We start from the raw sequence: 11,120 nt of genomic DNA, 5'->3' as shown, positions 1-11,120 counted from the left end.
TGCTGTTAGCTGGGCTTTCCGCCCGTCTGCGTGTCGTACCGATCTTTCAGGCGTGACCGGGCTATGTTAGGTGCTGCCTAAATGGTTTAGGTGGGAAGAAGGTGTGCCGGTGGCGAGCGGGCTGCGACTGATTCCCGGTGGGGCTGTGCCGGTCGGACCGGTCGCTTCGGATCTGGCTGTGTTCCAACGGGAGTGCGTGGACGCGTTCATCGCGTCGTGGCGGGCTGGGGGTTTCAGCCAGGTCACAATCGACAATGACATCGGGCTGCTGGAGCGGACGCTGGCGGCGTTGGGGCGCCCAGCGTGGGAGGTCACCGCCGAGGACGTCGACCGAGCCGTCGGCGACCTGGCCGTCGCGGGTCGGGCGGCGTCGACGCGGCGGCCGTATGTCCAGATCTTCAAGGGGTTCCATCGGTTTCTGCAGGTCCGCAAGGCAGCCGAGATCGAGGTGTCGTTCGGGGTTCGGTTGGTGTGTCCGGTCGACGAGTTCAACGCCTCCCGTCACGTCGGCGACGATTCACCGGCGTTGCTGCCGCCGCCGACGCCGGAGCGGGTGGCGGAGTTCTTCGAGTTCATGAAGTCCCGGATCGCGACGGCGCGGAAGTACGCTCCGGCGGCACGCGATTACGCCTTGTTCCGGGCGCTGTATCACGGCGGGTTGCGGTCCGAGGAGGCCGCGCTGCTGGAGGTCCCCGACGTGCATTTCGGGCGCGGCCCGTTCGGCAAGCTGCATGTGCGGTTCGGTAAGGGAGCTCACACCTCTGGCCCGCGCCCGCGGTGGGTGCCGATGCTCGATGGCTTGGACTTGGTGCTGCGCTGGTTTCTCACCGATGTCCGTCCGAAGTTCCCGGACTCGCCGGTGCTGTTCGCCGACGAGTCCGGCGGCGCGCTGCATCGTGGGACTATCCGTAACCGGCTGCGGTATCTGATGCAGTTGGAAGGCCGCCCGGTGACCGAGCGGTTCAGTCCCCATGCCCTGCGGCGGGCCTGCGCGACCCACAACTATGAGCGAGGAGTGGATCTTGTTGCCATTCAACAGCTTCTGGGGCATTGGACGGTCAGTTCGACAATGCGGTATGTGCGTCCGTCCGCGACGTTCATCGAGGACGCCTATCGCCGAGCGGTCACTTCGACGCTGGTGGAGCTGAGCGGAGAGGACGGTTTGGCATGAAGATTCGTTGGCGGCTGCGGATGGCCGCGGCGCAGCGGGAAGTGTGGACCGGCAGCGAGCTGCGCCGGTTGCTGGCCGAGAAAGCGGGGGTGGAGATGTCGGCGGCGTCGGTGTCGGCGTTGTTGACCAAGGAGCCCAGCCAAGTCAAGCTCACGACGCTGATCGCGTTGTGCACCGCCCTGGAATGCACCCCCAACGACCTGCTCGAGGTCGACACCACACCGGTCGAGCAGCCCCTCACACCGTCTCGACCGGTGCCAGTCGAGACGAAGAAGACCGCGAACCAGCGGGGCCGGTCGATGCCGCCGATGTAGCCGGCGAGCCCGAAAGCGGTTGAACCCGATGGGGAAACGGCAACGCGACTGCACGGCGTGTGGGGCGCCGGTTGGCATCATCGGCCGTGAGCTGTGTTGCCGCTGTGTGCAGCGGCAGCGTGAGCGCGATGCCAAGCAGCCTTGCCCGGACTGCGGCCGCGATCGGATGCTGGTGGCTGAGACCGGTCGATGCGTGCTGTGTTCCCGGCGATGCTTCGAATGCGGTCATCCCGTCCGCCGGGCCAATTCCACGTTGTGCAAGACGTGCCGTCGCCGAGCCGATCTGCTCGCCCGGCAGCAGTGCTGCCCGCATTGCGGCAGACCCGGCTATCTGCGTGCCGAGACCGGATGGTGCGGGTCGTGTTCACACCCGGGCCCACCGAAGGATCCACCGAGAATCTGCCAGGTGTGCGGCGAGCTGCGCCGCCACGAGGGCCGCGGCATGTGCTCGCGATGCTGGCAGCGGCATCCGCAGCGGCCGTTCGTGCAGGGCGAGCACCTCGCCGCACGGCTCGAAGACCCACCGGCCTGGTTGGACGAATTCATCGCCCATGTAGCCGAGGTGTATTCGCCGGGGCGAGCGTGCAACGTGATCACGACTCTGGGCCGGCTGCTCATCGACGAGCAACCCAATCATCCGCCGGCACTGCTCGACCGCGCCCGCAGGCCTGGCCGCTCGTTGGGCCCCCTGGCCAGGTCGCTGGAGTCGTTCTTCACCGAGCGGGGCCTAGCCATGGCCACCGATCACGCCGAGCAACTCGCCGCGGGGCGGCGCAAGCGCCGCATTGACGCCGTCCCTGCGACGCTGCGGCCGGCGGTGGCCTCGTTCGCCGAATCGCTGTTGACCGCCCGAGCGCGGGCTCGCAGGGCCGGAACGCTGCCGCGTAGCGACCGAACCATCGACGTCGCGTTGGCCACCCTGCGTGATCTCGCGCTGTTTCTCAAACACGAACGAGGAAAACGGGATTGGTCGACATTCGATGTCGGTGACATCGAGGAATTCCTTAACCTCCAACCCAACAACCGCCCGCGCCGACTAACGGTATTGCGTCAGTTCTTCCGGTTCGCCCGCACCCGCCGTCTCGTGCTCATCGACCCGACCCGCAGCCTGGACCGCAAGCAGCCCAAGGGATTTCGCGGCAGAACGCTCACCAAAGACCAGCAACGCCTACTGTTTCGCCGCTGGACCACCGATCCCACGGTCCATCCCCATGAAGCGCTCGTCGGGATCCTCGCGCTTCTGCATGGCGCCTCCAGCCGGGAACTGCAGCTGCTGCGCTGCGACACCATCGACCACCGGGAATGCACCATCCGCCTCGACGGTCGTCCTCACACGGTGCCGTTGGACCCCGCCAGTTGGGCGGTCTTGACGAGATGCCTGGCGCACCGCCAATCCCAGCACACGCGCAATCCGCACGTCATCGTCACCAAAGTCACCAAGACCGGACGCGAACCTGCGTCTGCGGCCTACCTTTCCCACGTCCTCGACGCCTGCGGCCTTACGCCGCGAACGGTTCGCAGCACCCGCCTGGTCGACCTGACCCGCCTGCCCAACCGGATATCGTTCTCGCCCACTGCAAATCGTGGTAGCGAGCGTGTCTGGGGTGGACCTTCGGGCTGATCGCGCCCAGGGCTCACGCAGACCACCTTGAAGGCGGCTTCAGGCGAGGCCCGGCTTCACGCGGAACAGGTAGAAGGCCGGCCGCGAGGCTACCTGCATATAGGCCAGTCTGAGCAGACGCAGGGCGAGAGATCTCGGCGGCGTGCGCTTCACCTCCAAAAGCTCCAGCCCGTGCACGGCGGCGAGCTTCTCCAGCCGCTTGCGGTACCACAGGGGAAATATGAGGAGGAGACGCCCACCGTCGACCAGGTGGTCGCCCACCTGGCTGAAAAGGGCGGGCAGGAAGCGAACCGAGGTGGCCCACTGCTGCTCCTCGCTCTCGAGCTCCAGGGAAATATAAGGCGGGTTGGTGAGGACGATATCGAACTTGCCGTCCACGTTGGAGAACATGTCGCTCCGCTTGACCGTGACGTTGGTCAGGCCAAGGCGGCGGCAGTTCTCCATGGTGTCCTCGATCGCAGGAGGACTGATGTCGACCGCCACCACCTCACGCGCCTTGTCTGCGGCGAACACGGCGAGCACGCCGCTGCCGCAGCCGAGGTCGAGCACCCGGTCGCCGGGACGGCAGTAGTCGGCGACGGCGTACTCGTTCTCCAGTGGCTTGCAGACGTGGGGCGAGACAGCCAGGCGCTTTCCTTCGATGGTGATCGAGGGACGAGCCGAATTGAGCATCCCCACGTAGGCATACCAGAACTTCATGACGGTACGCTTCGCCAGCGGCGAGGCCATCCAAAAACCGTACATCGCATTCTTCACCTACATCGGACGTATTGGCAAACAATGACCAGACCGGACTGGAACCTGACCCTAGATCCGGCTGTGCCGTCCGATTCTGGATAGCGCGGCACCCGCTCTGATTCGACCGACCGGCGTGCGTACAGGATGGTGGCTTTCCGACCCCTGAGAGCGCGCTAGAGCGAAGTTCAGCGCCGCCGGTACTGACGAGCGCATCGTCCTCGGTGTGCTCAATGAGCAGCGCGGCGAGATCGAGGCCGTCGAAGCCGAGGATCGCCCCGGCGCTTTCGGTGTGTTCGCCGGTCTCATGGAATGGCCGAATGGCATGCGAAAGCCGAATCTGGCACCCGCATGCAAAAACCACATGCGAGTCACCGAGCCAGGCGGGATGCCGCACTGTGGAGGTAGCGACGACCATCCTGGGAAGGTATTCTGCGGCACTGCCGGATGGCTGTGACCGACAACTGGACCGCCGAGCTGGTCGACCCGGCGACGGCCCGGGTCTACGCCAGCCATCTTGCATTCGAGCCGCTCGATCAGGCGAAGGTTCAGCGGATGGCGAAGGCGATGTCCGAAAACCGTTGGTAATTCGACCATCAGCGCCCGCACAGCCCGCTCATCTTCAGTTGGGGCGCTCTGGTAGAGGGGCACCACCGCATGGCGGCTGTTCCCCGCTGTGATGATCGCTCTCATCTGTTTACCTCCCGCGTTGCTCCCATTACTGGGATGCTACGACGCGCCTATGTCTCGGGGCCGATCCCTTGCAACCAATACCTGAAATCTTGTGCAAATCAGCTTTTGAATTCAACGTCACCTGTCAATACTGAATCCCGCATCCGCTTCTTTAGCGTCAACCAGGTAGGCTCGTCGCGCGCAAACTTGTACTCGGTTTCATGGGTGGTTCACCCCCAGCCGTGGGTGCTGGAAAAGGAGTTGATCGACACCCTCTACTTACCGCTCAATCTGCAGGACAACAAGCACAACGCTTTCCACGCCGACCTGACAAGGCGTAGAGCCGAAGCTGAGAAGAAGGCCCGCGACCTCCCTGTGCTGCACGAGAGCTAAAGGGACGTACCAGCAAAAGCTCGGCACCGGCCAGCCGGGCGACAACGGGTGACAGCGAATGCCAGAGGATAGGGACCGGATAGGGCCAAGCCTGCCTGAACCGGCCCCGAAACATGCTCTGACCAGGCATTTCTTGAGTGCCCCCGGCAGGATTCGAACCTGCGACACCGGCTTTAGGAGAGCCGTGCTCTATCCCCTGAGCTACGAGGGCCGACGAAATATTTGACTATCCGGCTAAACCTAGCCGTTCCGCAACACCTAGTCTCGTGCGACTCCCGACAGGAGCTCAAATCCACACGTGCAGAAGGGGTTTGGCGGGGCCGTCGGGCGCCTGGTCGCGCGGAAAGGAGACTGGCGTTTCGACTCCGGCGATTGTCACGTTGATCGCCGTCGAATCCGCGGCTACAGAGACGACCGTGCCGATAAGGTACTTCTGCTCGTCCCACCGGATGCTGGCGTGATGCCCGAGATGGTGCACCGAAAGATCCTCGGGCGCAAGCTCGGTCGGCCGCGGAGGCGACGCGGTCGCTGAGGCATCCAGCTGGTCAACTGCCGGCGATCGTCCGGAGTCCTCGGACCACGCGCGGTCATCGCCGAAGTACTCCACGTCGTCGCCGGTGCGTTCGAGTCGGCTCAGCGCAGCCTTCGCTCCCTGGGCGTCCGGGGCATCTTCTTCGACCCAGAGTCGCCAGCCTGTCGGAGGCGGCGGCCATGCTGGATCCGGCGACCAGCCAGGTGGCGGCACCCAACCCTCAGGGGGCTTAGGCCAGTTCGGCGGAGGGTTGTAATGCATCGACAGCCACCGCTCTGAATTGAGAGTCCGAATTCAACTCACCATATCGGAATTCGGCCGCAGCGCGGCTGGCCAGCATCCGCACGGATGACGGCGAGTGTCCTACGTCTCACCCGCTCACGCCCCGCGGCGATCGGATTCCATGGTGGCGCGGGCTTGTTTCGGCGCTCGTAACGGCGGTTACGCCGGCATCAACTCGGCCTATCACCGCGTCCAGGGCCGCGGCGAGGTCGTGAAATGGTATTTCACGGCTGTGAAGCGGCCCGAACTTCGCTTAACGCTTCGAGAACACCACGCAGTCGTGCAGGCAGCCCTTCGCGGACCCGGGTGTGTTCGGGTCGGCATTGCGGTGCAGCAGTGCGCGTGTCGGCACCACCCGCAGCGCAGCGGTGTCGTCATCGGCGTCGGCCGCTTCGGCCACTTCGGCGCGGCCATCAACGATGAGCGAATAGCCTGCCGGCTCGCTCGGTGGCCACAACAGCGTTACCGCGCTGCGGCTTTCGACGTTTTTTCGGGTTCGGCCACCGATCAGCCCGACGTCCAGCACGCCATCGTGTAGCTCGGGTTCGACGGTCACGGTGTGCACACGGTAGTCGTCATCGACGGTGACGAGGTAAGCAAATCGGTACTCGCCCAATGCGGCGGCCAGGCGTTCGAAGTCGACTTGTTTCGCGGCCTTGGTTCCCATCCCCAAAGCGTAGGCGCCGGACGGCCGGGTCGATGTGGGCGACCGGCGCGATACCTGCGACTACGGGTTTACAGCTGATTCCCAGGAGTTAATGCGGTCAAGAACCGTAAATATTTCCGCGTCTGCGGTTCCGCTTGGCCTAGATTGCTGACATGCGATCCGCTTGGCAGCGGATGCATTCCGAGTTGATGACGCAGCTGCTCGAGCTCCGCCCGGCCCACGACCCGTCCAAGGCGTTCGGGTTTGTGAGAGTGGTGATCAGCCTCGAGGATCTATCGGGTGCATCACCTAAACGGTGATGCCGCGACCGGAGGACGCTGGAGTCATGGGAGAAGGCGAGAACTCGATCGCTCGATGGCTAACCGTGAACGGGCACCGGCGCGAGGTTCGCGCCGCGGACGACACCCCGCTGCTGTACGTATTGCGAAACGACCTGGATTTGAAGGCGACGCGCTTCGGCTGTGGGTTGGGTTTGTGCGGAGCGTGTTTCGTGCTTGCCGACGGCCGTCCCATCTACTCCTGCGATGCTCCGTTGTGGTCGGTAGCCGACAAGTCGATTCGCACCGTTGAGGGATTGGGCACCGACGGAGAGCCCCACCCCGTGGCGCGCGCTCTCATCGCCGGCCAAGCAGCCCAATGCGGGTATTGCATGTCGGGCATCGTGGTGGCGGCCGCGGCACTGTTGGCTGACAACCCTGAGCCGACGGAAGCCGAGGTCCGCACCGCCCTGGATCCCAACCTATGTCGTTGCGGTTCGCATAACCGTGTGGTTCGAGCAGTGCTAAGCGCTGCGGCAGAGTTGGCGAGGTCAGCCGATGGCCAGCGCTGACTTGCCGCTGTCGCTGGCTGCCAATCCGGTCCTGGGCCACTGGATTCGGATCAGGTCAGACGGCATCGTCGAGGTCCGCTCGGGCAAGGTCGAGCTGGGCCAGGGCGTGTTGACGGCACTGGCGCAGATCGTCGCAGAGGAACTTGATGTGAACGTCACGCGCGTGCAGATGATTGCCGCGGCGACCGACCTTAGCCCTGACGAAGGCTTCACCGCCGGCAGCTTGTCGATTCAGAACTCAGGCGCGGCGCTGCGACAGGTGTGCGCCGAAGCACGGGCGCTCTATCTTGCCGTCGCCGCAGCCAAGCTCGCCGCGACGACCGACGAGTTGGAAGTTGCGGACGGTCAGATAAACGGTCCGGACGATTCAGCCACGAGCTATTGGGAATTGGCCGATGACTCGCTGCTGAATCGGCCGGCCACCGGCGACGCGCCATCCAAGGCAGAGTCGGACTACCAGGTCGTCGGTACCAACGTTGCCCGGCTGGACCTACCCGACAAACTGACCGGGCGACCGCGCTACCTGCACGACTTCGTCCTGGATGGGCAGGTGTACGGGCGGATCGTTCGCCCGCCCTCGCGCGGCGCGAGGCTGCGCGACTTCGATACCGGACCGACCCAAGCGCTGCCAGGTGTGATCACTGTCGTGCGTGACGGCGATTTCCTCGGAGTAGTGGCCGAGCGCGAAGAAGTCGCGCTACGCGCCGCTGAGCGGCTACGCGGCGACGCCAGCTGGGACGAGCGGCCGACCCTGCCGGACGAGAACGACCTTCCCGGATTTCTTGTGTCGGCCGAAGCCGACACCTCGGTACTCGCCTCCAAAGAAAAGTCGACGCCTACCCAGGCGACGCGGTCGCACTCGGCGCGATACCACCGGCCCTATTTGGCGCATGCCTCGATCGGTCCGTCGGCCGCGGCCGCGCTGGCGCACGGGGACGGCCGCCTCGAAGTGTGGTCTCACAGCCAAGGCGTCCATGTGCTGCGGCGTGAATTGGCCGCAGCACTTGACGTCGCGCACGATCGGGTATTGGTGCGCCACGTCGAGGGAGCGGGATGCTATGGGCACAACGGCGCCGACGATGCCGCCATGGATGCCGCGCTGCTGGCGCAAGCCGTGCCCGGACGCCCTGTACAGGTGGTCTGGTCACGCGCTGACGAATTGGCATGGGCGCCGTTCGGCCCCGCGGCGGTGGTCGAGATAGCCGCCGACTCCACTGAAGACGGCAGCGTGCTGTCCTGGCGCCATGAGATATGGAGCGGCAGCTATATGGGCCGCCCCGGGACAACACCGACGAATGCGTTGTTGGCGGCAAGCCACCGCTCCGGTGGCGAGCCGATCCGTTCAGGCGGCGAGCCGCCGCTCGAACGAGGTGGTGGTGCCGGGCGAAATGCCCTGCCGTCCTATGACTTTCCCGCCTACTTGGTCACCAACCACCTGTTGACTGAGATGCCGCTGCGGACCTCGGCGCTGCGTTCGCTGGGCGCCTTTCTCAATGTCTTTGCAGCTGAGTCGTTCATGGACGAACTCGCCTCGGCCGCGGACCGCGATCCCCTCGAATTCCGTTTGGCCCATTTGTCGGACCCGCGCGCGCAGGCAGTCCTGCAGACCGCGGCGTCGGGGGCCGCTTGGGCGGAATGGACGTCACGGGAAGCGGTTGGACACGGGATCGGCTATGCGCGATACAAGAACTCATCCGCCTACTGCGCTGTCGTCGCCGAGGTCGAGGCGATCAACGAGGTCCAGGTGCGACGGCTCGTCGTCGCTGTGGACGCCGGTCTGGTCATCAATCCCAATGGTGCGGTCAATCAGATCGAGGGCGGTGCCATCCAGGCCACCAGTTGGGCGCTCAAGGAGCGGGTGCGCTTCGATCGATTGAATGTCACGAGCGACACCTGGGAGACCTACCCGATCCTGCGGTTCTCCGAGGTGCCCGCAATCGAGGTCGAATTCGTTGCCGGACAAGGCAATCCACCGCTGGGAGTCGGCGAGTGCGCACAAGGCCCGACGGCCGCCGCGATCGCCAACGCGGTTTACGACGCGCTCGGCGTCCGGGTGCGCTCGATGCCCCTCACCGCCGAACAGCTCATCGCCGCGATGCGCGACTAGCCAGGGCCACAAACAGCTGGCGCAGGCCGGTCAGCGAGTGCGCCGGCAGGAACAGATCGCAATAAGGCAGGGCCGCCGCCATCGAACCGGCAAGTGGCTGGAATTCATCGTGCGCGGCGCGCGGGTTGAGCCAGACCAGCAACTCGGCGCGCCGCCGCACCCTGGCCAGCGCATGCTCGAGCACGTGGGGCGGATCGCTGTCCCAGCCGTCTGACGCGATGATCACCACCGCGCCGCGCAACACGCTGCCGTGCGGCGGGGCCAGCAGGGCAGCGATGCTGCGGCCGATGAACGTGCCGCCGTACCGGTCGGTGACCTTCTCGTTGGCCCGTTCCAGCGCCACCTCGGCCGAGCGGTGGGATAGCACCGGGGTGAGCCGGGTCAGCGACGTCGAGAACGCGAACACCTCGGGGCGAACACCGGCCCGGCGCAGCACCGTCGCCCGCATCAAATGCAGATAGATCGCGGCGTATGGCTGCATGGAGCGGCTGACGTCGCAGACCAGGACGACCCGCCGGGGCCGGCGCCGCGGCCGCGTTCGCGCCAGCGTTACCGTTTCCCAGCCGGTCCTGCGTGACGCGTTCATCGTCGCCCGCAGGTCGATCCTCTTGCCGTGCGGGCTGGATTCGAGTCGCAGGCTGCGGCGCCGGGGCCAAGCCTGAACCGACGCCTCCAGCCACGAACCGATCAGGCGCAGATCTTCGGGGTCGAACTGGTCGAACGGTTCGTCGGCCAATGCGGCGATGCGGCTGGGCAGCAGGTCTGGCAGGAGGATGCCTCCATCCGCTCCGCCGTCCCGGTCGGGCGCGGTCCGGGTGACCCACGGCAGTTTTGCGACGCGCGCATCGGCAGATTGGCTGGCCGCGGGCTGCACGATCCCCGCGGCGGGCGCTGCGGGTGTCTTGGGCCCGGCGATTGGCAGGACTGACTCCGGGCTTCGTGTGTCGCCGGGTTGAACACTCCCGAAGACCTCTCGTAGCACCGCGTCGAAGGCACCGAGGTCTTCCATCCGGTTGACGAGGGTGAGCCTGGCGGCCCAGTACAGCGCCACCGTGGTTTGCGGTGCCAAGTGCTGGAGCGCCTGCACGAAACCGCCTTGGCCGCTGGCGGACACCGAGACTCCCGCGTTCCGCAGGCGCGCTGCCAACGCCGCCGCGAACGCCGCCAGATCGACGCCACGCAACAGCAACGGGGTGCTCACGAGCGGCTAACCTCTCCGACGCAGCACCCAGATCAGCACCAGCCCGGCGAGCAGCGCCACCGCCGCCGAGCCGTACTTCATGAGCTGGCCGCTACCTGCGAGCTGCAGCAGATCGATGGGCTCCGGCTCGGGAGCGGCGTCTTGGCGGGTGCCCGGGACCGGATTTGCCGGCCAGGCCGGGATCGACTCCTCGGCGCTGGCTCCCTCGGCCCCGTCGGTCGAACCCTGTGTGCTGCCGGCATTCTCGGCGGTCAGTTTGGCTTCCAGGGATTCCACGAACTGGCCCAGCAGCTTCTCCGACACCTGTTGCAGCATTGCGCTGCCGAACTGAGCAAGCTTGCCGACGATCTTCAGGTCGGTGTCGACGCTGACATTCGTGCGACCCGCGTCCTCGTGCAGCTGGGCGGTCACCGTGGCGGCCGCGTTGCCGGTCCCGCGCGCCTCCTTGCCCTTGCCGTCGATGACTGCGCGGTGCTGGTCGCGGTCTTGCTCGACGAAACGCACCTTGCCGCTGAATTCACTGGTGACGGGCCCGACCTTGATTTTGACTTTGCCGAGGTATTCGTCGCCTTCATGGCCGATCAGCGCCGCACCAG

General features: G+C 65.7%; 13 protein-coding genes and 1 tRNA gene. 8 read left to right on the top strand and 6 right to left on the bottom strand.

Annotated features, from left to right (window positions below):
• Window positions 1-109: 109 nt before the first annotated feature.
• From VKI00_RS08075 to VKI00_RS08065, 3 genes are all read left to right on the top strand, one after another.
• Window positions 110-1,171 carry a tyrosine-type recombinase/integrase gene (locus VKI00_RS08075; RefSeq protein WP_414687149.1) on the top strand — a complete coding sequence of 354 codons (1,062 nt, stop codon included), beginning with the start codon at window positions 110-112 and terminating at the stop codon, window positions 1,169-1,171.
• Window positions 1,168-1,485 (top strand): helix-turn-helix transcriptional regulator, encoded by a 318-nt coding sequence (locus VKI00_RS08070; protein ID WP_324436569.1) that lies wholly within the window; start codon window positions 1,168-1,170, stop codon window positions 1,483-1,485. Before VKI00_RS08075 ends, VKI00_RS08070 begins: the two co-directional genes overlap by 4 nt.
• Before the next feature lie 406 nt (window positions 1,486-1,891).
• Entirely contained in the window at window positions 1,892-3,106 is a 1,215-nt protein-coding gene (locus tag VKI00_RS08065) for an integrase (RefSeq protein WP_324436568.1), read from the top strand.
• Between the two features lie 39 nt (window positions 3,107-3,145).
• On the opposite strand, the gene VKI00_RS08060 is transcribed toward VKI00_RS08065, so the two are convergent.
• Window positions 3,146-3,835 carry a methyltransferase gene (locus VKI00_RS08060; protein WP_324436566.1) on the bottom strand — a complete coding sequence of 230 codons (690 nt, stop codon included), beginning with the start codon at window positions 3,833-3,835 and terminating at the stop codon, window positions 3,146-3,148.
• A gap of 453 nt (window positions 3,836-4,288) precedes the next feature.
• On the opposite strand from VKI00_RS08060, the gene VKI00_RS08055 reads away from it, so the two are divergent.
• Together VKI00_RS08055 and VKI00_RS08050 are read left to right on the top strand one after the other, a co-directional pair.
• Entirely contained in the window at window positions 4,289-4,429 is a 141-nt protein-coding gene (locus VKI00_RS08055; protein WP_324436564.1) for a hypothetical protein, read from the top strand.
• Between the two features lie 309 nt (window positions 4,430-4,738).
• The gene (locus tag VKI00_RS08050) at window positions 4,739-4,906 is read left to right on the top strand and encodes a GIY-YIG nuclease family protein (protein WP_324436563.1); all 168 of its coding nucleotides are present in this window, start codon (window positions 4,739-4,741) and stop codon (window positions 4,904-4,906) included.
• Window positions 4,907-5,044: 138 nt separating this feature from the next.
• Here the strand turns inward: VKI00_RS08050 and VKI00_RS08045 are convergent.
• The 3 genes from VKI00_RS08045 to VKI00_RS08035 all read right to left on the bottom strand — a co-directional run bounded on the left by VKI00_RS08045 (window position 5,045) and on the right by VKI00_RS08035 (window position 6,387).
• Window positions 5,045-5,117, bottom strand: a tRNA-Arg gene (locus tag VKI00_RS08045).
• Between the two features lie 75 nt (window positions 5,118-5,192).
• A complete protein-coding gene (locus tag VKI00_RS08040; RefSeq protein WP_324436562.1) occupies window positions 5,193-5,699 on the bottom strand; it encodes a hypothetical protein in 507 nt (168 codons plus the stop codon).
• 274 nt (window positions 5,700-5,973) lie between these two features.
• The gene (locus VKI00_RS08035) at window positions 5,974-6,387 is read right to left on the bottom strand and encodes a pyridoxamine 5'-phosphate oxidase family protein (protein ID WP_324436561.1); all 414 of its coding nucleotides are present in this window, start codon (window positions 6,385-6,387) and stop codon (window positions 5,974-5,976) included.
• Between the two features lie 152 nt (window positions 6,388-6,539).
• Here VKI00_RS08035 and VKI00_RS08030 point away from each other — a divergent pair, with 152 nt between their 5' ends.
• The 3 genes from VKI00_RS08030 to VKI00_RS08020 are packed head-to-tail and all read left to right on the top strand — an operon-like array spanning window position 6,540 to window position 9,323.
• The gene (locus VKI00_RS08030) at window positions 6,540-6,686 is read left to right on the top strand and encodes a hypothetical protein (RefSeq protein ID WP_324436559.1); all 147 of its coding nucleotides are present in this window, start codon (window positions 6,540-6,542) and stop codon (window positions 6,684-6,686) included.
• Between the two features lie 26 nt (window positions 6,687-6,712).
• A complete protein-coding gene (locus VKI00_RS08025; RefSeq protein WP_324436557.1) occupies window positions 6,713-7,216 on the top strand; it encodes a (2Fe-2S)-binding protein in 504 nt (167 codons plus the stop codon).
• Entirely contained in the window at window positions 7,203-9,323 is a 2,121-nt protein-coding gene (locus tag VKI00_RS08020; RefSeq protein WP_324436556.1) for a xanthine dehydrogenase family protein molybdopterin-binding subunit, read from the top strand. The genes VKI00_RS08025 and VKI00_RS08020 overlap by 14 nt, the downstream gene beginning before the upstream one ends.
• Here VKI00_RS08020 and VKI00_RS08015 read toward each other — a convergent pair.
• Both VKI00_RS08015 and VKI00_RS08010 read right to left on the bottom strand, forming a co-directional pair.
• A complete protein-coding gene (locus VKI00_RS08015) occupies window positions 9,301-10,524 on the bottom strand; it encodes a VWA domain-containing protein (RefSeq protein ID WP_324436554.1) in 1,224 nt (407 codons plus the stop codon). The two genes, VKI00_RS08020 and VKI00_RS08015, sit on opposite strands and share 23 nt — an antisense overlap.
• A gap of 6 nt (window positions 10,525-10,530) precedes the next feature.
• On the bottom strand, window positions 10,531-11,120 hold a 590-nt coding region (locus VKI00_RS08010), incomplete at its 5' end, for an SRPBCC family protein (protein WP_324436552.1).

Origin of the sequence: Mycobacterium sp., from assembly GCF_035314665.1 — a bacterium.
Taxonomy (GTDB): Bacteria; Actinomycetota; Actinomycetes; order Mycobacteriales; family Mycobacteriaceae; genus Mycobacterium.
The sequence above is the reverse complement of the archived record's forward strand: the minus strand, read 5'-3'. Positions and strand labels throughout refer to the sequence as shown.